Origin of the sequence: Pseudomonas mandelii (genome assembly GCF_024138395.1) — a bacterium.
GTDB classification, from domain to species: domain Bacteria; phylum Pseudomonadota; class Gammaproteobacteria; order Pseudomonadales; family Pseudomonadaceae; genus Aquipseudomonas; species Aquipseudomonas mandelii_E.
This window is the reverse complement of record NZ_JAMYDU010000008.1, coordinates 114,646-136,783: the sequence shown is the minus strand read 5'-3', so window position 1 is coordinate 136,783 and position 22,138 is coordinate 114,646. Positions and strand designations below refer to the sequence as shown.

Sequence of the window (22,138 nt, the reverse complement as noted above, 5' to 3'; positions counted from 1 at the left end):
CCAGTCGATTCGGTAAACCGGATCGCACAACAGAAAAATCCAACGCCACAAATATTTAATACCCTTATAAATCAATAACTTGATCTATATCGCCTGGCCTGGCACGAGTCATGCTCTACACTCTTGGACGAATGCCTGTTGTGCCAACACTTCAGGAGCCGTCAGGCATTCGAAGCACCAATAGGCCGATGAACTGGCTCCATAAAAAAAACAATGTCGAGGAAAATTTGATGCGCATCGTTCCCCACATCCTGGGCGCAGCCATTGCTGCCGCTCTGATTAGCACTCCAGTTTTCGCTGCCGAACTCACCGGCACACTGAAGAAGATCAAAGAGTCCGGCACCATCACCCTCGGGCATCGTGATGCTTCCATTCCGTTTTCCTATATCGCGGATGCTTCCGGCAAACCGGTTGGCTACTCCCACGACATTCAGCTAAAAGTCGTTGAAGCGATCAAGAAAGACCTGAACATGCCGGAGCTCAAGGTCAACTACAACCTGGTGACCTCGCAGACCCGTATCCCGCTGGTGCAGAACGGCACCGTGGACCTGGAATGCGGCTCCACCACCAACAATGTCGAACGTCAGCAGCAAGTTGACTTCTCCGTCGGCATCTTCGAAATCGGCACCAAACTGCTGGCCAAGAAAGATTCCCCGTACAAAGACTTCGCCGATCTCAAAGGCAAGAACGTCGTGACCACCGCCGGCACGACGTCCGAGCGCATCCTCAAGTCGATGAACGCCGACAAGCAGATGGGCATGAACGTGATCTCCGCCAAGGACCACGGCGAGTCCTTCCAGATGCTGGAAACCGGCCGCGCCGTGGCTTTCATGATGGACGACGCCTTGCTGGCCGGTGAAATGGCCAAGGCCAAGAAGCCTGCCGACTGGGCCGTGACCGGGACTGCGCAGTCCAATGAGATTTACGGCTGCATGGTTCGCAAAGGCGACGCGCCGTTCAAGAAAGCTGTCGACGACGCCATCATCGCGACCTACAAGTCCGGCGAGATCAACAAGATCTACGAAAAATGGTTCATGCAGCCAATCCCGCCAAAAGGTCTGAACCTGAACTTCCCGATGAGCGAAGAGCTCAAGGACCTGATCGCCAATCCGACCGACAAAGCGGCTGAAGAAAAGAAATCCTGATTTCTGACTAACCTTATCCCCTGAGAGGGCCTGCGCCCTTTCAGGGATTTGTCACTCCCTGCTGGCATTTCTGGAAACACTCGAACCGGTGGCTGTCGAGCCGCTCGTGTGTGCCTGAACTTCAAGGTTCGGGCGGGAACGGAGCTTCCCCAGGCGGGCATCTGTACATCGAACGAATCCGAGGGGAGACCCTAATGAATTACAACTGGGACTGGGGCGTGTTCTTCAAGTCCACCGGCGTGGGCAGCGAGATTTATTTCGACTGGTACCTTTCCGGTCTGGGCTGGACTATCGCTATCGCCATCGCGGCCTGGATCATTGCCCTGCTGCTGGGCTCGATTCTGGGCGTCATGCGCACGGTGCCGAACCGCATCGTATCGGGCATCGCGACCTGCTACGTCGAACTCTTCCGTAACGTGCCGCTGCTGGTTCAGCTATTCATCTGGTACTTCCTGGTGCCCGACCTGCTGCCTGCGGACATCCAGGAGTGGTACAAGCAGGACCTGAATCCGACCACCTCGGCCTTCCTCAGCGTCGTCGTGTGCCTGGGTCTGTTCACCACTGCTCGGGTTTGCGAACAAGTGCGCACCGGTATCCAGGCGCTGCCTCGCGGCCAGGAATCCGCTGCCCGCGCCATGGGTTTCAAGCTGCCACAGATCTACTGGAACGTGCTGCTGCCCCAGGCTTATCGCATCATCATTCCGCCGCTTACCTCGGAATTCCTGAACGTATTCAAGAACTCGTCCGTGGCCTCGCTGATCGGCCTGATGGAACTGCTCGCGCAGACCAAACAGACCGCCGAGTTCTCCGCCAACCTGTTCGAAGCTTTCACCCTGGCCACGCTGATCTACTTCACGCTGAACATGGGCCTGATGCTGGTGATGCGCGCGGTCGAGAAGAAAGTTGCCGTACCGGGCCTGATTTCCGTAGGGGGTAAATGATGGAATTCGACTTCACGGGCATCATTCCGTCCCTGCCGGGTTTGTGGAACGGCATGGTCATGACCCTCAAACTGATGGCGCTGGGCGTCGTCGGCGGGATCATCCTCGGCACGATCCTGGCACTGATGCGCCTGTCCCACAGCAAACTGCTGTCGAACATCGCCGGCGCCTACGTTAACTACTTCCGTTCGATTCCATTGCTGCTGGTCATCACCTGGTTCTACCTGGCGGTGCCATTCGTACTGCGCTGGATCACCGGCGAAGATACTCCGATCGGCGCGTTCGCCTCGTGCATCGTAGCCTTCATGATGTTCGAAGCGGCGTACTTCTGCGAAATCGTCCGGGCCGGCGTGCAGTCGATTCCCAAGGGCCAGATGGCGGCTGCCCAGGCCATGGGCATGACTTACAGCCAGATGATGCGTTTGATCATCCTGCCGCAAGCGTTCCGCAAGATGACCCCGCTGCTGCTGCAACAGAGCATCATCCTGTTTCAGGACACCTCGCTGGTTTACGCGGTGGGCCTGGTGGACTTCCTCAATGCCTCGCGCGCCAGTGGCGACATCATCGGCCGCTCCAATGAGTTCCTGATCTTCGCCGGTTTCACATACTTCATCATCAGCTTTGCCGCCTCGCAGCTGGTCAAGCGTCTGCAAAAAAGGTTTGCCGTATGATCTCTATCAAGAATGTCAACAAGTGGTATGGCGACTTCCAGGTACTGACTGACTGCAGCACCGAGGTCAAGAAAGGCGAAGTGATCGTGGTGTGCGGGCCGTCCGGTTCCGGCAAATCCACCTTGATCAAATGCGTCAACGCGCTGGAACCGTTCCAGAAAGGCGACGTGATCGTCGATGGCACGTCCATCGCCGACCCGAAGACCAACCTGCCGAAACTGCGTTCGCGCGTGGGCATGGTGTTCCAGCATTTCGAACTGTTCCCGCACCTGAGCATCATGGATAACCTGACCATCGCGCAAATCAAGGTGCTGGGCCGCAGCAAGGAAGAAGCCAGCAAAAAAGCCCTGCAACTGCTTGAGCGCGTCGGCCTCACCGCCCACGCCAAAAAGCACCCGGGCCAGCTTTCTGGTGGTCAGCAACAGCGTGTGGCGATTGCCCGTGCGCTGGCGATGGACCCGATCGTCATGCTGTTCGACGAACCGACCTCGGCGCTGGACCCGGAAATGGTCAACGAAGTACTCGACGTGATGGTGCAACTGGCCCACGAAGGCATGACCATGATGTGCGTGACCCACGAAATGGGCTTCGCCCGTAAAGTGGCGGACCGGGTGATTTTCATGGACCAGGGCAAGATCATCGAAGACTGCAAGAAAGAAGAGTTCTTCGGCGACATCAACGCCCGTGCCGAGCGCACACAGCACTTCCTCGCGAAAATTTTGCAGCACTAAGAAAGGCACCGCTCCCCAACTAATGTGGGAGCGGATTTGTGTGGGAGTGAACCGCTTTTCGTAGGAGCCAGGCTTGCCGGCGAAGGCGCACTCAAGGACGCCTTCGCCGACAAGCCTGGCTCCTACAAGATCCGATTGGGTTTGCGCCCTCACCACACAGCAGTCTCCACAGGGGCCCTGTGGGTATATGGATATTTGTGTTGTGGTTGACCCAAGGCATCTGTGATGAAATGCGACTCCACTCTTTATCGCGCAGCGCCGCCATCACTCGCCGTGAAACCCCGATTGATTCGCCATCTGTTCCTGCCGCCGCTGATCATCGCCCTGATGATCGGATTGGGTTACATCGGCTTCTGGGTCAGTGAACACTACGGGATTCGCAGCCTCAGCGAGAATGGCCAGCGTCAGCTGGAACTGCACGCCCGCGCCGTCGAGAGCGAGATTAGCAAGTACACCTACCTGCCCAGTTTGCTGGAACTCGAATCCAGTGTTTCCAAACTGCTGGCCGACACGTCGCCGGAACACCGGCAGACGGTCAACGAATACCTTGAAGGCCTGAACCGGCGCAGCCGCAGTCGGGCCATCTATGTGATGGACACCACCGGTCGCGTACTGGCCACCAGCAACTGGCGCGATGTCGACAGTTATCTGGGTGAAGACCTGTCCTTCCGTGCCTATTTCCAGAACGCCGTGCGCGGTCAGCCGGGGCGTTTCTACGGCATCGGCAGCACCAGTGGCGAACCCGGCTATTACCTGGCTCATGGCCTGGAAGAGCACGGCAAGATCATCGGCGTCGCCGTGGTCAAGGTCCGCCTCGAAGCCATGGAAGAACGCTGGCAGCGTGCGCGCCTGGAAGCCTTCGTCAGCGACGAGAACGGCATCATCATTCTCTCCAGCGATCCGGCGCGGCGGCTTAAATCGGTTGTGCCATTGAGCGAGGAAACCAAGGAAAAACTGGCGCGTAGCCTGCAGTACTACTGGTTTCCGCTGAATGAACTGCAACCGCTGGCGCGAGAGAAACTCGCCGAAGGCGAGGAAAAACTGACCTTCCCCGCCAATAGCGAATTGATGTCCGATGAAGAAAACATCAGCTACCTCTCGCAAACCCGGCCACTGAGCGACACACCATGGAATTTCACCCTGCTCACCCCCCTGCAGGATTTGCGGCGTGAAGCGATCAATCAGGGGATTCTGGTGGCGGTGGCGTTTGCCCTGGTGGCGTTTCTGCTGATCGCCTGGAACGAGCGGCGTAAAGTGATCGCCACCCGTCTCGCGGCGCGGGAAGCCTTGCAGGAAGCCAACAATCAACTGGAGCGTCGGATTACCGAACGCACCACCGACCTGCGCGCCAGCAACGAACGGCTCAAGGGCCAGATCCGTGAACGCCGGCAGGCGGAAGAGACGTTGCGCCGCGCCCAGGATGAACTGGTCCAGGCCGGTAAGCTGGCCGCCATCGGTCAGATGTCCACCAGCATCGCCCACGAATTGAACCAGCCGCTGGCCGCCTTGCGGACCTTGTCCGGCAATACCGTGCGTTTTCTGGAACGCGGTCAGCTGGATGTGGCCAGCACCAACCTCAAGACCATCAATGAATTGATCGACCGCATGGGCCGGATCACCGCCAGCTTGCGTTCCTTCGCCCGACGCGGCGATGACAAGGGCCAGGCCAGCCTTGGCAAGGCTGTGGACGCCGCCCTGCAATTGCTGGGCAGCCGGATGGACAGCGTGCATCTGCAATTGCATCGCGACTTTGCTGACGTGCAGGTGCAGATCGACCAGACGCGTCTGGAGCAGATCCTGGTCAACCTGATCGGCAACGCGCTCGACGCCATGCAATCGCAGCCCCAACCGGCGTTGTGGCTCGAAGGCGAGGAGTTCGACGGCAAATATCGCCTGCGGGTGCGCGACAATGGCCACGGCATCGATGCCGAAGCGCGCAAGCATCTGTTCGAACCGTTCTTCACCACCAAACCCGGCGAACAAGGCCTGGGCCTCGGCCTGACGCTTTCAGCCAGCCTGGCCGCCGCCACCGGCGGGCATCTGGGTGTCGAACACCCGGCCAGCGGTGGCACCACCTTCGTCCTCAGTTTACCGTTGGTAAGCCCCACTCCCGCCGAGCCAATATGAACAACGACCTTAGTGTGCTGATCGTCGAAGACGACCCCCATGTGCTACTCGGTTGTCAACAGGCGCTGACCCTGGAAGACATTCCCTGCGTGGGCGTCGGCAGCGCCGAAGAAGCGCTGGAGCGAGTCGGCGATAACTTCGCAGGCATCGTCATCAGCGACATCCGCCTGCCGGGCATCGATGGCCTGGAACTGCTGACCCGGCTCAAGGCCCGCGATCGCAGCCTGCCAGTGGTGCTGATTACCGGGCACGGCGACATCTCGATGGCCGTCGGCGCAATGCAAAAAGGCGCCTACGACTTCATGGAGAAACCCTTCTCCCCCGAACGCTTGGTGGACGTCGCTCGCCGCGCGCTGGAACAACGCAGCCTGGCGCGGGAAGTGTCGTCATTACGTCGACAACTGTTCGAGCGGGATTCCCTCGAAGGCCGGATCATCGGGCGCTCGCCGGCCATGCAGAACCTGCGGGAACTGATCGCCAACGTCGCCGATACCTCGGCCAACGTGCTGATCGAAGGCGAGACCGGCACCGGTAAAGAATTGGTTGCGCGCTGCCTGCACGACTTCAGTCGCCGGCACACCAAACAGTTCGTCGCGCTGAACTGCGGTGGCCTGCCGGAGAACCTGTTCGAAAGCGAGATCTTCGGCCACGAGGCCAACGCCTTCACCGGTGCCGGCAAGCGGCGGATCGGCAAGATCGAACATGCCGACGGCGGCACACTGTTCCTCGACGAAGTGGAAAGTATGCCGCTGCCATTGCAGATCAAACTGCTGCGGGTGTTGCAGGAACGCACCCTTGAACGCCTCGGCTCGAACCAGAGCGTGGCGGTGGATTGCCGGGTGATCGCCGCGACCAAGTCCGACCTGGATCAATCGAGCAAGGCCGGCGAGTTTCGCAGCGATCTGTATTACCGCCTGAACGTGGTGACCCTGGAACTGCCGCCGCTGCGCGAACGCCGCGAAGACATCCTGCAACTGTTCGAACACTTTTTGCAGCAGTCATCCCTGCGCTTCGACCGCGTGGTGCCGGAACTGGATAACCAGACCCTGTCGAACCTGATGAGCCACGACTGGCCAGGCAACGTGCGCGAACTGCGCAACGTCGCCGAGCGTTTCGCATTGGGCCTGCCGGCCTTCAAAAAATCCGGCACCAATGGCAGCAATCAGGGCCTGGCCTTCGCCGAAGCGGTGGAAGCCTTCGAACGCAACCTGCTCAGCGACGCCTTGCAGCGCAGCGGTGGCAACCTGACCCAGGCCAGTCTGGAACTGGGGATGGCCAAGACCACGCTGTTCGACAAAGTGAAGAAATACGGGCTGAGCCACTGATGGACCTGATTTTCAAAGCGACCCTGGGTGCAGCGGTGGTGGTGATTCTGGCCATGCTGGCCAAGACCAAAAACTATTACATCGCAGGTTTGGTGCCGCTGTTTCCGACCTTTGCGCTAATCGCTCATTACATCGTTGGTAAAGGGCGTTCGCTGGATGATTTGAAAACCACCATCGTGTTTGGCATGTGGTCGATCATTCCGTACTTCGTCTACCTGGCGACCTTGTACGTGATGGTCGACCGGATGCGGCTGGAGGCTTCGTTGGCAGTGGCGGCAGTGGCGTGGTTGATGGCGGCGACGGTGTTAGTCAGTGTTTGGGTTCGCTTGCACGCTTGAGACTCTGATCCTGCCCGAAATATAGGCCACCTGTAGCAGCTGCCGAGCCTGCGAGGCTGCGTTCGAGGACGAAGTCCTCGCCAACTGTTTATCCGGAGTTACCCGAAATAGCGCGTTGCCTGATTTCACGACGGCTACGCCGTCGAACGCAGCCTCGCAGGCTCGGCAGCTGCTACAAGTTTTGTGGCGGGGCGGCATATCGCATTTAGGTTGCCACAAATCAGCTCACGGTTCCGCCCTTGGCCTCACTCATGATCTGGCGAATCGCACCGACAAACGTCTCCACCGGCTGCCCGCCACTGACGGCGTACTGCCCGTTAAACACCACCGTCGGCACCGAACTCACGCCGCGCGATAACCACAACTGTTCTTCTTCGCGAACCTCTTTGGCGAATTCATCGGACGCCAGGATCGCCTCGGCCCGCTGCCGGTCCAGTCCCACGCTTTCGGCGATCTGCGCCAATTGCTTGTGATCGGACGGATTGCCACCGTCGGTGAAGTACGCCTTGAACAATGCGTCTTTCAGGTTGAACTGCAACCCTTCCAGCCCCGCCCAGTGCAGCAAGCGGTGAGCATCGAACGTGTTGTAGATGCGGCTGTTGCCATCCGTGCGAAAGGCAAACCCGACCTCGGCGCCACGCGCGCGGATCATTTCGCGGTTCTTCTGCGATTGCTCAGGCGTCGAGCCGTACTTTTCGCTGATGTGTTCGGTGATGTTCTGGCCTTCGGGGCCCATCTTCGGGTTCAGTTCGAACGGCTGGAAACGGATCTCGGCCTGGACTTCGTCGCCGAGCATATCCAGGGCACGGGTCAGGCTATACAGGCCGACAACGCACCAGGGGCAGGAAACGTCGCTGACGAAATCGATTTTCAGGGGAGTACTCATCACACACCTCGCAGGCTTGGGTCGCGCCGGAAAGTTTGAACGATACACCCGAAGGCTGAGCCTGTGTGGCAGCCGTTCCACGATCCCTGTGGGAGCCGGGCTTGCCCGCGATGGCGACGTGTCAGTCACTGCAGATGTCGTCTGGAAGGCCGTCATCGCGGGCAAGCCCGGCTCCCACAGGTATTGGGGTGTTTGGGAGGGCGTGTTTAGTTCTGTTTAGCGTTACTTCCTGAAAGCTACAGCGCCTTGCGCCATCGCCTACAACCACGTCAGAATCCGCCGGCTTGTGCGCCTGGAGGCCCGTCGGTAACTTGGTTCGTGTCACTGATTCCCAGTGATCGGGTTTAGTAGCCCGGCTTTTTCCAACCGACCGCATAAGTGTCATCCAGCAGGCATTCGCCTGCACTTGATGGTGGCTGTGCGCATGGTGCCTTCGGGCGCGCCGGTTTTGGATTGGGGCCGGTCTACTAACTTGCGCACAGCTGCCACCCTTCCGTTTAGTAGCGAGACAGGTTGCAGCTCTACTAACAGGAGTTCCAATCCAATGTTCAAAATCACACCAAATCCACCGGAAACCGACGACGTTTCCCCGTACGAAACCCCAAGCTCCAAAAAGCTCAACGAAGCCGCCGACCGCGCCCTCGATTACTACCTCAAACCGGAAATTCCCAAAGACACCCCACGCAAACCCAGCACCCTTTACTCCGTCGCCCCCGAAGCCGATAACGAAACCCTGCTGGTCAGCGCCTGCGAATCGCTGGCGGCGGCGAGCGTGATGTTGAGCGATTTCGCGGGGCTGCTGAATGGCTCGCAGCGCAACACCGTGCTTGGCATCCAGAACTCCGTCATGTTGGGTGAACTGGCAGTGAACCGGATGCTGGATAACTTCGTTCCAACGTAAAACCTGACCTGTCGGAGAACCTAAACCTGTGGGAGCGAGCCTGCTCGCGATAGCGGTCAATCTGTTTCATCAATACCGACTGGTCCGCCATCGCGAGCAGGCTCGCTCCCACAGTTTGGATTTGGGGGTTATAGAAGATTGTGTTCGGCCACTGGATCGATCTGCGCCCAATGCGAGGTATCTTCGCGATGGGCCTGCAAATACGGCAACACTGCCGCCAACAATGGCGCCTTGAACGCCTCTTGAAAACGATGAGCCAGCCCCGGGATCAGCTTCAATTGGCTGCCGCGAATGTGTGCCGCCAGGTGCACGCCATGCATCACCGGCAACAACGGATCGGCAGTGCCGTGAACCACCAGCGTCGGCACCCGCAATTGATTAAGCAGCGCCACCCGACTCCGTTCGGCGAGGATGGCCATGATCTGACGCTTCACGCCCTCCGGGTTGAACGCCCGGTCATAGGATTGCGCCGCCTGCTGCAACAACGCCTGCCGGTCATCGCTCACCGCCGGGCTGCCCAGCGCCGCCAGCAAATCGGCCTGTTGCTCCAGCGCCACTTCGCGATTCGGCGCGCCGCGTCGCGCGAGTAACTGCAGCAGCGCCGCACTCGGCGCCGGCAAACCTTCGGCACCCGAACTGGTCATCAGCAACGTCAGGCTCTCGACACGCTGCGGTGCCATGGCCGCCATATGCTGAGCGATCATCCCGCCCATGCTGGCGCCCAGTACGTGGAATTGCTCGACGTGCAAGGCATCCATCAGCCCAAAGGCATCGTCGGCCATGTCGGTCAGGGTATACGGCGCCGATACCGGCAAACCGAGTTTGTAGCGCAGCACTTCGAAGGTCAGGTTGGCCTCGATAGGCGTCTGCCGCCAAGTCGAGAGGCCCACATCGCGATTGTCATAGCGAATCACCCGAAACCCCTGCTGACACAGCGCAACCACCACCTCGTCCGGCCAGTGAATCAACTGCCCGCCCAGACCCATCACCAGCAACAACGCAGGGTCCGAGGCACGGCCAATACTCTGATAGGCCAGGCTCACCTGCTCGAGATCGACCCGCTCGGTCGGAACATTGACATCGCAACGAGACGCCGCAAGAGACGGAAAATTGAATAACACAGCGGCCAGAAAGACCACTGTGGATAAAAATCGTGCACGCATGAAAAACACCGAAACGCAGAACTCGAGTAGAACGCGAGTCTGATGAAGTTTGTTCAAGCGCGCTGCCACAGTTACGTGACAGTTTGATGAATTGTGCCGAGTGGTCATTACGACAGGAGTACCCAAACAGTCGACCGTTCATCACTACTATCAGATCTGACAGTAGACCGGGAATCCATCCAAGGAATTTGATGATGCTCTCACTCGAACATAAGGACGCCTGAAATGCCCATTCTCAACGGTGATTTCGAAACCAAGGACTTCACTCATTGGACGGTGCAAGCTTTCAACACACCGGCCAACGTAGTTCACTACGGCGGTAGTTACAAAGCGCGACTGGCGGGTGGCAGGAGCACCGGCCAACTGTTATTTACCCGAGCTAACGCCAAGCCCGGAACATTCACCTTGAGTTTCACTGCCATCGCCCCGCAATCCATCGAGCACGAAGGGCCACCCGACCCGCTGATTCACGCTTTCGTGCTGTTTATCATCACGGGATTCGATGCCAGCGGTGTACCGGTTCAACATGATTTCAGCATGGCCGGGATCAACCCCACCTCGAATACGGTCAGCTACCGCGGCGAATTGTTACTTGGGGTGAAAGAGGCCGAAATACGCTTTTCGGTACCGTCCGATCCTTTTGCCAATAAAGGGCCGGTGTATCTGGATGACGTGGACTTTAAACAGCTTTGACAAAAAACGCCTGAACACTAGGTGGTCAGTGGGGGGTGGGGGAACGCAAGTTCCGACAAGCCCCCCGCGCCACAGCTCAAGCCAACTGACTGCGCAACTGCCGCGCCGCCGCCACCATGTTCACCAACGCCGCCTCAGTCTCCGGCCACGCGCGAGTCTTCAACCCACAATCGGGATTGACCCACAACCGCTCTGCCGGAATCCGCTTCACCGCTTTGCTCATCAACTTCACCATCTCGGCCGTGTCCGGCACCCGTGGTGAGTGGATGTCATAGACGCCCGGGCCGATGTCGTTCGGGTAGTCGAACGCTTCGAAGGCTTCCAGCAGTTCCATGTCCGAGCGCGAGGTTTCGATGGTGATCACGTCGGCGTCCATGGCCGCGATGGACTGGATCACGTCGTTGAATTCGCTGTAGCACATGTGGGTGTGGATCTGGGTTTCGTCGCGCACGCCCGAAGCACTCAGGCGGAAGGCTTGAACCGCCCAGTCGAGGTATTCCTGCCATTGCGCCCGGCGTAGCGGCAGCCCTTCGCGGAACGCGGCTTCGTCGATCTGCACGATCTTGATGCCGGCGTTTTCCAGGTCCACCACTTCATCGCGCAAGGCCAAGGCCAGTTGCTGCGCCTGAATTTTGCGCGAGACGTCTTCGCGCGGGAACGACCACATCAGCATGGTCACGGGACCGGTGAGCATACCTTTCATCACCTTGTCGGTCAGGCTCTGGGCATAGGTGATCCAGTCGACCGTCATCGGCTTTGGACGGCTCAAGTCGCCGTAAATGATCGCCGGTTTGACGCAGCGCGAACCGTAGCTCTGAACCCAGCCGAACCGGGTGAATGCATAACCCTCAAGCTGTTCGGCGAAGTACTCGACCATGTCGTTGCGCTCGGCTTCACCGTGTACCAATACGTCCAGGCCCAGGCGTTCCTGGATTTGCACGGCGTGGCGGATTTCGCTGTGCATGGCATCGGTGTAATCGTTGGCCGACAGCTTGCCTTGCTTGAAGGCCTGGCGCGCCAGACGGATCGAACCCGTCTGCGGGAACGAGCCGATGGTAGTGGTCGGGAACGCCGGCAGTTTCAGCCGTGCCTGTTGTTGTTCGATGCGTTTGGCAAACGGCGAGTGGCGTTGGCTGTCCGCTGAGCCGATGGCGTTGATTCGGGCCTGAACATCCGCTTTGTGGATACGCGGAGATTGGGCGCGACTGGCCGCAATGGCGCGGCTTTCGGCCAGGGCGGTTTGTACCTTGGGCGATTGCGGATCGTTGAGGGCATCACGCAGCACGGCGATTTCACCGCACTTCTGCACGGCAAACGCCAGCCAGCTTTTCAGTTCCGGATCGAGTTTGTCTTCACGGTCCAGGTCCACCGGGCTGTGCAGCAGCGAGCAGGAACTGCTGACCCACAAGTTATCGCCAAAGCGCTCCTGAGCCGGCTGCAGTTGCGCGAGGACTTGCTCCAATTCGCAACGCCAGACGTTGCGACCATTGACCAGGCCCACCGAGAGAATTTTGTAAGTCGGCAGGCGATCCAGTACTTGGCCAAGTTGATCCGGCGCGCGCACCGCGTCTATGTGCAAGCCTTGCACTGGCAGGCTGACAGCCAGGCCGAGGTTGTCTTCCAAGCCACTGAAGTAAGTCGCCACGAGTTTTTTCAGCGGCGAATATTGAAGGATGTGATAAGCGCGCTCGAAGGCGTTTTTCCAGGCCTGTGGCAGGTCGAGGGTCAGGATCGGTTCGTCGATCTGCACCCACTCCACGCCTTGGGCGGCGAGGCGACCGAGGATTTCGCCGTAGATTGGCAGCAGGCGCTCCAGCAGGTCGAGTTTGTCGAAGCCATCGCCCTTCGCCTTGCCCAACCACAGGTAAGTCAGCGGGCCGATGATCACCGGTTTGACGTTGTGGCCCAAGGCTTTGGCTTCGTCGACTTCGTCGAACAGCTGTTCCCAGCTCAGTTTGAACTGTTGATTAGCGGTGAACTCCGGGACCAGGTAGTGGTAGTTGGTATCGAACCACTTGGTCAGTTCCTGCGCGTATTGCGCCTTGCCATGTTCGCCGTCGCAGCAGGCCACGCTAGCACCACGGGCCATGGCGAACAGGGTGTCGAGTGTCGGCAGGCCACGGGAATCCTTGGCACTGTCGAAGCGCTCGGGGATGACACCGAAGGTCAGAGAATGAGTCAGTACCTGGTCGTACCAGGCGAAGTCGCCCACGGGCAGCAGGTCGATGCCGGCGTCTTTTTGCAATTGCCAGTGGGTGGCGCGCAGTTGGCGACCGACGCTTTTCAGTGCGTCCTGATCGAGGTCGCCTTTCCAGTAGGATTCGAGGGCTTTTTTCAATTCGCGATCGGCGCCGATGCGCGGGAAACCCAGGGTATGTGCCACAGCCATGTCGAATGCACTCCATCAGTAAAAGATGGTGCTATTGTCGACAGCCCACCCAACATGAGACAAACTCAACCTTTTCGTGTTGATCACAAGTTTTCCTCATGGAGCCCCCGGTGCTTGAAATCCGTCACCTGAAAACCCTGCACGCCTTGCGCGAAGCCGACAGCCTGGTAGATGCGGCTGACCGCCTGCACCTGACCCAGTCGGCGCTGTCCCACCAGTTCAAGGAGCTGGAAGAGCGCATGGGCATGCAGTTGTTCGTGCGCAAGACCAAACCGGTGCGCTTCACCAGTGCCGGCTTGCGCCTGCTGCAACTGGCCGATGCCACCCTGCCATTGCTGCGCGGCGCCGAGCGCGACATTGCACGACTGGCCGGCGGCACTGCGGGGCGTTTGCACATGGCGATCGAGTGCCACAGTTGCTTTCAGTGGCTGATGCCGACCATCGACCAGTTCCGCGATGCCTGGCCGGAAGTCGAACTGGACCTGGCCTCAGGGTTCTCCTTCGCCCCGCTGCCGGCGCTGGCCCGAGGCGATCTGGACCTGGTGGTAACCTCCGATCCGCTGGAACTGGCCGGGATCACTTACGTGCCGTTGTTCACCTACGAAGCCATGCTCGCGGTGGCGAATCAGCACCGATTGGCAAGCAAAACGCACATCGTGCCCGAAGATTTGCTCACGGAAACCTTGATCACCTACCCGGTGGAGCGTGACCGGCTGGACATCTTCACCCGCTTCCTGGAGCCAGCCGACATCGAACCGGCCCAGGTGCGCACGTCGGAACTGACAGTGATGATGATGCAACTGGTGGCCAGCGGTCGCGGCGTCTGCGGCATGCCCCATTGGGCGCTGCATGAATACAGCTCACGGGGTTATGTGAAGGCCAAGCGGCTTGGCGAGAAAGGTTTGTTCGCGACGTTGTACGCGGCGATTCGCACGGACATGCTCGATGCACCGTACATGCGCGATTTTTTGCTGACGGCCAAAGACACGTCGTTTTCGACGCTGGATGGGGTTAGTGCCGTTCGATAGAGCGACTGCCCCTGTACCGGGTGCTGGATAACCTCGATCCGCGAGGCTAATGAGGATTTGATCGTTCCCACGCGCAGCAAAGGAATGCCTCAACGGACGCTCTGCGTTCGGCTCTGGATGGGACGCGGAGCGTCCCGGGCTGCATTCCCACGCAGAGCGTGGGAACGATCGGGGGTGGTTTCAGAGTTCGCGCCACATGTGAAACTTGTCGAAATAGTCCTCCCCCACTCGCACCGCCAGCGGTTCCAGACCGAACTGGATGAACCCGCAGCGCTGGTAGAGGTTGAACGCGGCGTCGTTGCCGGCGGTGACGGTGAGCTGGATGAGTTTCAGCGCCGGGTGATTTCGCGCTTCGGCCAGTACGGCTTGCACCAGCTCGAAGCCCAAACCGCGTTGGCGAAAATCGGTGGAGACATACATGCCGAACAATGTGGCTTTGTGTCGAGCCTTCTCTCGCGGTTCGAATGCCAGGCCGACGATGCCCGCCAGCTTACCCTTCTCAAACGCCCCGAACACTACGTCCAGCTTGTGGGTCAGGCGCCCTTCCCACCAGCTCAACGGCATTACCGCGCGCTCGCGCACGCTGGAAGTAAACGCCTGTGGATGGCGGTCGTAGGCTTCAAGCATCAGTTCCCGATAAGCCAGCGCATGGCTGGCGTCCAGCCGTTCGATCCACATGCTCAAGCCGTCCGGCGTTGCTCGAGCATCAGGCGCACGGCCAACCCGCCTAACACAAACCCCATGAAGTAACGCTGCATCGCCAGCCAGTTCGGATTGTTGACGAACCAGGAGGCGATGCCCGCGGCAAACAACGCGATCAGCAGGTTGACGCTGAAGCTCACGCTGATCTGGGTCAGGCCGAGAATGATGCTCTGGGTGAACACCGAACCGTGCTCAGGGCTAATGAACTGCGGAAACACCGAGAGGTAAAACACCGCGATCTTCGGGTTCAGGGCGCTGGTGAGAAAGCCCATGGTGATCAACTTGCGCGACGAATCCGCCGGCAACTGCTGCGCTTCGAATGGCGAACGCGCACCGGGTTTCACCGCTTGCCAGGCCAGCCACAGCAAGTACAGCGCACCGGCCCACTTCAACACTTCATAAGCCATCGGCACTGCCACGAACACCGCGGTCAAACCCGCGGCAGCCGCGAACAGGTGCACTAAAAATCCCGCGACCACGCCGAGTAACGAAGTCACCCCGGCCTTGCGCCCCTGGCAGATGGAACGAGAGATCAGGTAGATCATGTTCGGCCCGGGCGTGAGCACCATCAGCAGCGCCGCGGCGGCAAAAATCAGCAAGTCTTGAAGTGGAATCATGGACACTCTCCGTCCCTGGACGATCAGGCAGTTTCGATCAGTGAAGCTCGATAAAACGGCAAGATCTGGTCCCGTGTCAATGGCGCCAGCGTGACATCGCCGTCGGTGGCGGGATCGATCCAGCGCACCTCTTCGATCTCCGCCGCCGGGGAAACGTGCGAATCGATGGTCAGCTGAAAGAGTTCGGCCTGTACGACAAAACCCGGCTCATTGACGGCCGGTGCCGAGAATTGCCCAAGGTACGTGGCTTGCGCCGGATCGATGACCAGGCCGAGTTCCTCTTCCAGTTCACGGGCGAGGGCATGAACCGGTTGCTCATGGGCCTCGATCTTGCCCCCCGGTTGCATGAACGCCTGGGTGCCGCGCTTGCGGACCAACAAAGTGCGACCGTCGGAGCCGATCAGCAGGGCAGCGGCAATGCGGATGAGGCGGGGCGAAGTGGCGGATGAAAGCGTCATGGATCAGGATTGGCCTTGGGTAAAAGCCGCAAGGATCACATGAGTGCCGGTTCTTCGTCACGCCGAAAAAATCTCCGCAGCCCTCCCTGTAGGAGCGAGCGGTGCGGCGACCCGACTTGCCCGCGAAGAATGCACCGCGTTTTTTCAGGTACTACGCGTCATCGTTCTTCGCGGGCAAGCCTCACTCCTACAGGTTATGCGTCTTTACTTACGGCCTGAAGGCTCAACTCGTCTCGAGAACCGCGCCCTGCACTTCCTCCGGCACTTTCACGAAAATGCTGTACTTGGCCCCTTCCATCGCCTCGAAAGCGATCAACTTCTCCACCAGCGGCCCATTCAGCACCTTGCCGGCATTGAGCAGCAGCATGCCGTTGTCGGCATTGAGATTGCGCGCCAGGATCATGCCCGCCACCAGATCCCGGGTGGTCAGCACCTTGACCATCGGATCGGCCAGCGTCACATCGCTCAGATACGTGGCGCAGACCTGAATGAAATCCTCCACCAGTTCCGGGTCGTAGAGGCGACCGGCGTATTGGCGGATGTACACCAGGGCTTCATCGCTGTTCATCTGCCGTTCGAGGATCAGCCCGCGCTGCAACTCGATGAAATCCACCGCCAGTTTCAGCAACCGCGAACCGAACGGAATCGCTTCGCCCTTGAGTCGATCAGGGAAACCGCTGCCGTCCCAACGCTCCTGATGATGCAGGATCAGCCGGGCGGCATCCTTCATCGGATCGAGCGTCATCAGCAGCGACTCACTCTGCTTCGGATAACCCCGATAGCGTTCGCGGTCATTGTGATGCAGCAGGTCCGAGGGCGTGCTCATCATGCTGTCGGTCCAGCTCAATTTACCGATGTTGTAGAGCGCCGCGGCCATGGTCAGGTCACGACTGGTGCCTTCGTCCAGACCATGAAGTTTGCAGTACACCCGCACCAGTTCGATGATCTGCCGATTGGTCTGTTTGGCGGGCGGCAGGCGCAGGTTGGCCAGCAACGAAAACACTTCGGTGCCGGTGACATAGCTGCGTTTGAGCTCTTCGTAGGCCAGATCCAGCATGTCGGCGGTCTGTTGCAGCTCGCTGGTGCGGGCCGCGACGTGTTTTTCGAGGGTGGCGTTGAGCTGCTTCAGTTTCTCGTTCTGATCCCACGCCTCCTGTACCAGACGCAAGCGTTCACGCTCGGAATGCTGATAGGCGAGCGATTGTCGCAAGGTCAGCAGCATTTCCTCATCGTGCCAGGGTTTGCTGATGTAACGATGAATCTGCCCTTCATTGATGGCTTTGATAATGGCCGACGGATCAGCATAACCCGTCAGCATGATCCGGGTGGTGTCGGGATAGCGCTGGTGGACGTGAGCCAGCAGCGTGGCGCCGTCCATATTGGGCATGCGTGCGTCACTCATCACCAGATCGATCGGCTGCTGCGCCATGATCTCCAGCGCCTGGGCACCGCTGGTAGCCAGCAGCACCTCGTAGGGTTGGCCGCGCAGCAGGCGGCGCAGACTGTTGAGAATCGACTCCTCATCGTCGACCAGCAATAACTTGGGCTTATCGGTCACAGTCGTGGGGAGTTGCTCTTCCATGGCATTACCTCAAGTAAAACGGTGTCTTTATCGCGCGCGGGGGGCAAACGTCCGACGTTCCCGAGCCTGACCTACAGGCTAGATGATTTTCGGCCCGACCCCGGAAATGATTCGTTTCAGTCAACCGGGCGAAGTGCTGGCCGGGCGACTATGCTCAGATCACTCGGATCCAGAACGATACCCGCTCCATCCAGCGATCAGGGAAGGGATACCCTCTATGAGCTCATTGCACCAACCTGCTGTCAGTACAGGCGCATGTCAGTGAACACGCTGCTTGCGCGCATTAATCGTCGGATTCTCATCGTCGATGACACCGCGTCGATCCATGAGGATTTTGCCAAGATTCTCAGCCCGCCATCGATCGAAGACGATAGCCTGCTCAGCGCCGAAAACGCCCTGTTCGGTACCCCTGCGTCGGTATCGTTGCAAAGTTTCGTCATCGATTCCGCGTTTCAGGGCCGCGAAGCGCTGGACAAGGTCGAGAACGCACTGGCGAATGACTCGCCCTACGCGATGGCGTTCATCGACATGCGCATGCCGCCGGGCTGGGACGGTCTGGAAACCATCGAACGTTTGTGGCAAGTCGATCCCAAACTGCAGGTGGCGCTCTGCACCGCGTATTCCGACTATTCCTGGGAAGACATCGCCGAGCGTCTGGAACTGGGTGATCGCCTGCTTATCCTGAAAAAGCCCTTCGATGCCATCGAAATCCGCCAGATGGCCAGCGCATTGACCGCCAAGTGGCAAATGACCGAAGACGCGGCGCTGAAGATGTCCTTGCTGGAGCACGCGGTCGAGGAACGCACCCGGGAGCTGTCCGACGCCAACATCATCGTGCAGAACAGCCCGACCATTCTGTATCGGCTGCGGGGCGAACCGTCGTTTCCCTTGATGTACATCTCCCACAACATCACCAAATATGGCCACATCGCGGCGGCCCTGGTGGCATCGTCCAACTGGGCGCAGGAGTTGGTCCATCCTGACGATCAATCAAAAGTCGATACAGCCATGGCCAGGGTACTGGACCGCCATGCGTTAGGTGCTTCCATCGAGTTTCGGATGCGCACCGGTGACGGTGACTGGCGCTGGGTCGAAAACCGCTACATTCCGGTGCGTGACGATGAAGGTCGTTTGCTGGAAGTCGAAGGCATCATCATCGACATCACCGAACGCAAACTGGCCGAGGAAAAAATCGCCCTGCTGGCCCGCACCGACGGGCTGACCGGGCTGGCCAATCGCGCGACGCTGATCGAGCGGCTGCACCAGGCATTCGCTGCCGCCCGACGCGGGGCCACCCCCTTTGCGATGTTTTACCTGGACCTGGATCACTTCAAACGGATCAACGACACCTTGGGCCATCCGGTGGGCGACCTGCTGTTGCAAGCGGTCGCCGGGCGCATAAAAAACTGCGTGCGCGAAAACGACGTGGTCGCCCGACTGGGTGGCGACGAGTTCGCGATACTGCAACTGGACGTCGGCGATCCGACCCAATCAGCGGCCCTGGCCGCCAAGGTCCGCGATGCACTGGTGCTGCCCTACTCCCTGGCCGGCAATGACGTGCGGGTCTCGGTCAGCATCGGCATCAGCAGCTACGCGCCGGTCAGCCTCAGTACCGACAGCCTGTTGACCCAGGCCGACATGGCGCTGTATCGCTCCAAGGAAAAAGGCCGCAACCAGTACCACTTCCATTCCGAGGAGATCAATCAGGAAGTGGTCGAGCGCATGACCATCGCCAACGACTTGAAAACGGCCATCGAAAACGATGAACTCGAGCTGCGTTACTGGCCGGAAGTGGACCTGAGCAGTGGCAAGATCCTTGGCATGGAAGCGCAAGTCAGCTGGAATCACCCCCTGCGCGGTTTGCTCGAAGCCCAGGCGTTTCTGCCCGCAGCGGAAAGGACCGGCACCATCATCGCCCTCGGGCACTGGGTGCTGGAGCGCGCCTGTCGGCAAATGCGTCAATGGCGTGAAGAGGGCATGGCGCCACCGGTGGTGGCGATAAAACTGTCCCTGGCTCAACTCAAGAGCGGTCCCGAGCTGATCTATGACGTGTTGCGCACTACCGCGCGTTGGGAACTGTGCCCGTGGGACCTGCGCTTCGACGTTACCGAAGCCACCCTGGCGCAGACCAAGTGGACGCACAACGACGTACTGCCGCGCCTGCGTGAGCTGGGGGTGAAAATCGCCATCGACGACTTCGGCACCGAATACTCCTCGTTCGATTACCTCAAGACTTACCAGGTCAATCACCTGAAACTCGCCCAGACCTTCATTGACATGGCCGCACGCGACCCAGCCAGTGCAACCACCTTGCGGGCCATCATCAACTTCGCCCGCGACGTAGGGATCGGCATTATCGCCGAGGGTGTCGAGACCCAGGAGCAGCGCAGTTCACTGATGGCCACCGGCTCACCGATGAACGCCCAGGGTCACTACTTCAGCCAAGCGGTCAGCAGCCAACAGGCCGCCGAGTTGCTGAAGGCCGGGAGCATTGTGCATGCCACCCACGGAACCGGAGCGATGCCCGACGACCCGCGACGTGCCACGGAGGACAAGGAATGAAAACTCCGTCCGTCCAGGCCAACCGGCGCATTCTGATCATCGACGACACACCTTCGATCCATCAGGATTTCCGCAAGATTCTCGGCCCGGATACCGACGACGAACAAACCCTCGCCGGCACTGAAGCAGCGCTGTTCGGCAGCCCGCAGTCGGCACGACTGGTGTTCCAGCTCGACTCCGCCTATCAGGGCCAGGAAGCGCTCGAACTGGTCACGCGCGCCCAGGCACAAGGTCGCCCTTACGCCATGGCGTTCACCGACATGCGCATGCCCCCGGGGTGGGATGGCCTGGAAACCATCGAACGGCTCTGGAAGGCTGATCCTCACCTGCAAATCGCGCTGTGCACGGCTTTCTCCGATTACACCTGGGAAGCCATGGCCGAACGACTGGAGTTCGGCGATCAGTTACTGGTGCTGAAAAAACCCTTCGACAGCCTGGAAATCCGCCAGATGGCCAGCGCCCTGACCTGGAAATGGCAGATGGCGCAGGATGCGGCCATGAAAGTGCAGACCCTGGAGCAAACCATCGAGGCCAGGGTCCACGAGCTGCTCAAGGTGTCGCACTTGTTGCAGTACGACGTATTGACCGAGTTGCCCAACAGTACCTTGCTGGGCGACCGGCTGAACCAGTCACTGGCCCTGTCCAGACGCCATGACAAACAGCTGGCCGTGATGTTTCTGGGGCTCGATCGCTTCAAGCGCATCAACAATGCCTTGGGTCACCCGACCGGTGACGAGATGCTCAAACGTGTCGGGCACAACCTGGTGGCCTGCGTGCGCGCATCCGATTCGGTGTTTCGTTACGGCTCCGATGAGTTTGTGGTGATCCTGGCTGATATCCACCACCCACAGCAGACCAAGGGCATCGCCGAAAAGCTCTTGAACGCCATACGCGCCCCTCAACACATCGCCGGCCACGACCTGAGCGTGACGGCCAGCCTGGGCATCAGCATCTACCCCGAGGACGGTTTCGATGCGATCGCGCTGATCAAAAAAGCCGAAACCGCGATGCGCAACGTCAAGGAAAGCGGCCCCAACGATTTCAGCTTTTTCATCGATGAGATGAACCAGCGCGCCCGGGAACAGCAGAGCATCGAGTCGGGTATTCGTCTGGCGCTGGAACGCAACGAATTTGTCCTGCACTACCAGCCCAAACTTGACTTGGGCAGCGGCAAGGTGGTCGGCGCCGAGGCGTTGATCCGCTGGCAAAAACCGGGGCAAGGCTGGGTTTATCCCACAGACTTCATCGGTGTGGCCGAAGACAGTGGCCTGATCGTACCGTTGAGCAAATGGGTGCTCGCCCAGGCCTGTCAACAAGCCTGCGCCTGGCAAGCGCAAGGCTTGCCGGAGCTCTGCATGTCGGTGAATGTGTCGGCCATCGATTTCCGTCAGCGGGACTTTGTCAAAGGTATCGAACAGATACTCAAGCAAACCGGTATGGACCCCACCTTGCTGGAGCTGGAAATTACCGAAGGCGTATTGATGCAGAACGTCGATGCCACGATGCGCGCGCTGAATCGGCTCAAGGCATTGGGCGTACGGCTGGCCATCGATGACTTCGGCACCGGCTACTCCAGCCTGAGCTACTTGCAACGGTTTCCCATCGATGTGTTGAAAATCGACCAGTCATTCATTCGTGGCCTGAGCCAGGACAGCAATGACGCGGCTCTGGTCAGCGCTATCATCAGCCTGGGCAAAAGCCTCAAACTGACCATCATTGCCGAAGGGGTGGAAACCCTTGAGCAACTGAATTTTCTCAAGGGCCTGCAGTGCGAGGAAGGCCAGGGTTACTACTTCAGCAAAGCCGTGGAGCCGGACGCCTTCGTGCAGTACATGACGTCGGTGCAGCCCGCTCCATCCACTACCAAATGAACGATGTG

The 22,138-nt window shown here is 59.4% G+C and carries 19 protein-coding genes; 12 read left to right on the top strand and 7 right to left on the bottom strand.

All coding sequences use genetic code 11. From position 1 onward, the window contains the following. Positions 1 to 230 precede the first annotated feature (230 nt). From NHU87_RS14985 to NHU87_RS14955, 7 genes are all read left to right on the top strand, one after another. Positions 231 to 1,145, top strand: coding sequence for a glutamate/aspartate ABC transporter substrate-binding protein (locus NHU87_RS14985; RefSeq protein ID WP_253549900.1), 915 nt, complete (start codon positions 231 to 233; stop codon positions 1,143 to 1,145). A gap of 194 nt (positions 1,146 to 1,339) precedes the next feature. Further along, a complete protein-coding gene (locus tag NHU87_RS14980; protein ID WP_253549898.1) occupies positions 1,340 to 2,086 on the top strand; it encodes an amino acid ABC transporter permease in 747 nt (248 codons plus the stop codon). Then, positions 2,086 to 2,757 carry an amino acid ABC transporter permease gene (locus NHU87_RS14975; protein ID WP_095051339.1) on the top strand — a complete coding sequence of 224 codons (672 nt, stop codon included), beginning with the start codon at positions 2,086 to 2,088 and terminating at the stop codon, positions 2,755 to 2,757. The genes NHU87_RS14980 and NHU87_RS14975 overlap by 1 nt, the downstream gene beginning before the upstream one ends. Further along, a complete protein-coding gene (locus NHU87_RS14970) occupies positions 2,754 to 3,488 on the top strand; it encodes an amino acid ABC transporter ATP-binding protein (protein WP_217854344.1) in 735 nt (244 codons plus the stop codon). Before NHU87_RS14975 ends, NHU87_RS14970 begins: the two co-directional genes overlap by 4 nt. 225 nt (positions 3,489 to 3,713) lie before the next feature. After that, on the top strand, positions 3,714 to 5,615 hold the full coding sequence (locus tag NHU87_RS14965) for a sensor histidine kinase (RefSeq protein ID WP_253549896.1): 1,902 nt from the start codon (positions 3,714 to 3,716) through the stop codon (positions 5,613 to 5,615). Continuing rightward, positions 5,612 to 6,940: a sigma-54-dependent transcriptional regulator gene (locus NHU87_RS14960; protein WP_253549894.1), complete on the top strand. Its 1,329-nt coding sequence runs from the start codon at positions 5,612 to 5,614 to the stop codon at positions 6,938 to 6,940. The genes NHU87_RS14965 and NHU87_RS14960 overlap by 4 nt, the downstream gene beginning before the upstream one ends. Before the next feature lie 8 nt (positions 6,941 to 6,948). Next, the gene (locus NHU87_RS14955; protein ID WP_185047110.1) at positions 6,949 to 7,278 is read left to right on the top strand and encodes a GlpM family protein; all 330 of its coding nucleotides are present in this window, start codon (positions 6,949 to 6,951) and stop codon (positions 7,276 to 7,278) included. A 220-nt stretch (positions 7,279 to 7,498) separates the two neighbouring features. Here NHU87_RS14955 and NHU87_RS14950 read toward each other — a convergent pair whose 3' ends face one another. Further along, a complete protein-coding gene (locus tag NHU87_RS14950; protein WP_253549891.1) occupies positions 7,499 to 8,164 on the bottom strand; it encodes a DsbA family oxidoreductase in 666 nt (221 codons plus the stop codon). Between the two features lie 544 nt (positions 8,165 to 8,708). On the opposite strand from NHU87_RS14950, the gene NHU87_RS14945 reads away from it, so the two are divergent. After that, positions 8,709 to 9,065, top strand: a complete 357-nt coding sequence (locus NHU87_RS14945) for a DUF6124 family protein (RefSeq protein ID WP_253549887.1) — start codon at positions 8,709 to 8,711, stop codon at positions 9,063 to 9,065. 128 nt (positions 9,066 to 9,193) lie between these two features. Here NHU87_RS14945 and NHU87_RS14940 read toward each other — a convergent pair whose 3' ends face one another. Continuing rightward, positions 9,194 to 10,228, bottom strand: a complete 1,035-nt coding sequence (locus NHU87_RS14940) for an alpha/beta fold hydrolase (RefSeq protein WP_253549884.1) — start codon at positions 10,226 to 10,228, stop codon at positions 9,194 to 9,196. Between the two features lie 225 nt (positions 10,229 to 10,453). Between NHU87_RS14940 and NHU87_RS14935 the strand changes: the two genes are divergently transcribed. After that, positions 10,454 to 10,921: a hypothetical protein gene (locus tag NHU87_RS14935; RefSeq protein ID WP_253549881.1), complete on the top strand. Its 468-nt coding sequence runs from the start codon at positions 10,454 to 10,456 to the stop codon at positions 10,919 to 10,921. Between the two features lie 76 nt (positions 10,922 to 10,997). Here NHU87_RS14935 and metE read toward each other — a convergent pair whose 3' ends face one another. Next, positions 10,998 to 13,310, bottom strand: coding sequence for a 5-methyltetrahydropteroyltriglutamate--homocysteine S-methyltransferase (gene metE / locus NHU87_RS14930; RefSeq protein ID WP_253549878.1), 2,313 nt, complete (start codon positions 13,308 to 13,310; stop codon positions 10,998 to 11,000). Between the two features lie 110 nt (positions 13,311 to 13,420). Between metE and metR the strand changes: the two genes are divergently transcribed. Continuing rightward, positions 13,421 to 14,338, top strand: coding sequence for a transcriptional regulator MetR (gene metR / locus NHU87_RS14925; protein WP_253549875.1), 918 nt, complete (start codon positions 13,421 to 13,423; stop codon positions 14,336 to 14,338). A gap of 180 nt (positions 14,339 to 14,518) precedes the next feature. Here the strand turns inward: metR and NHU87_RS14920 are convergent, their stop codons facing one another. The 4 genes from NHU87_RS14920 to NHU87_RS14905 all read right to left on the bottom strand — a co-directional run bounded on the left by NHU87_RS14920 (position 14,519) and on the right by NHU87_RS14905 (position 17,697). Continuing rightward, the gene (locus NHU87_RS14920; protein WP_253549872.1) at positions 14,519 to 15,016 is read right to left on the bottom strand and encodes a GNAT family N-acetyltransferase; all 498 of its coding nucleotides are present in this window, start codon (positions 15,014 to 15,016) and stop codon (positions 14,519 to 14,521) included. Positions 15,017 to 15,018: 2 nt separating this feature from the next. Next, a complete protein-coding gene (locus tag NHU87_RS14915) occupies positions 15,019 to 15,657 on the bottom strand; it encodes a LysE family translocator (RefSeq protein WP_253549868.1) in 639 nt (212 codons plus the stop codon). Between the two features lie 23 nt (positions 15,658 to 15,680). After that, positions 15,681 to 16,115: an NUDIX hydrolase gene (locus tag NHU87_RS14910; RefSeq protein WP_253549865.1), complete on the bottom strand. Its 435-nt coding sequence runs from the start codon at positions 16,113 to 16,115 to the stop codon at positions 15,681 to 15,683. A 223-nt stretch (positions 16,116 to 16,338) separates the two neighbouring features. Then, positions 16,339 to 17,697: an HD domain-containing phosphohydrolase gene (locus tag NHU87_RS14905; RefSeq protein ID WP_253549862.1), complete on the bottom strand. Its 1,359-nt coding sequence runs from the start codon at positions 17,695 to 17,697 to the stop codon at positions 16,339 to 16,341. Between the two features lie 255 nt (positions 17,698 to 17,952). Between NHU87_RS14905 and NHU87_RS14900 the strand changes: the two genes are divergently transcribed. Further along, a complete protein-coding gene (locus NHU87_RS14900) occupies positions 17,953 to 20,259 on the top strand; it encodes an EAL domain-containing protein (protein ID WP_253549859.1) in 2,307 nt (768 codons plus the stop codon). Further along, positions 20,256 to 22,130, top strand: coding sequence for a putative bifunctional diguanylate cyclase/phosphodiesterase (locus tag NHU87_RS14895; protein ID WP_253549856.1), 1,875 nt, complete (start codon positions 20,256 to 20,258; stop codon positions 22,128 to 22,130). Before NHU87_RS14900 ends, NHU87_RS14895 begins: the two co-directional genes overlap by 4 nt. Positions 22,131 to 22,138: the final 8 nt, after the last annotated feature.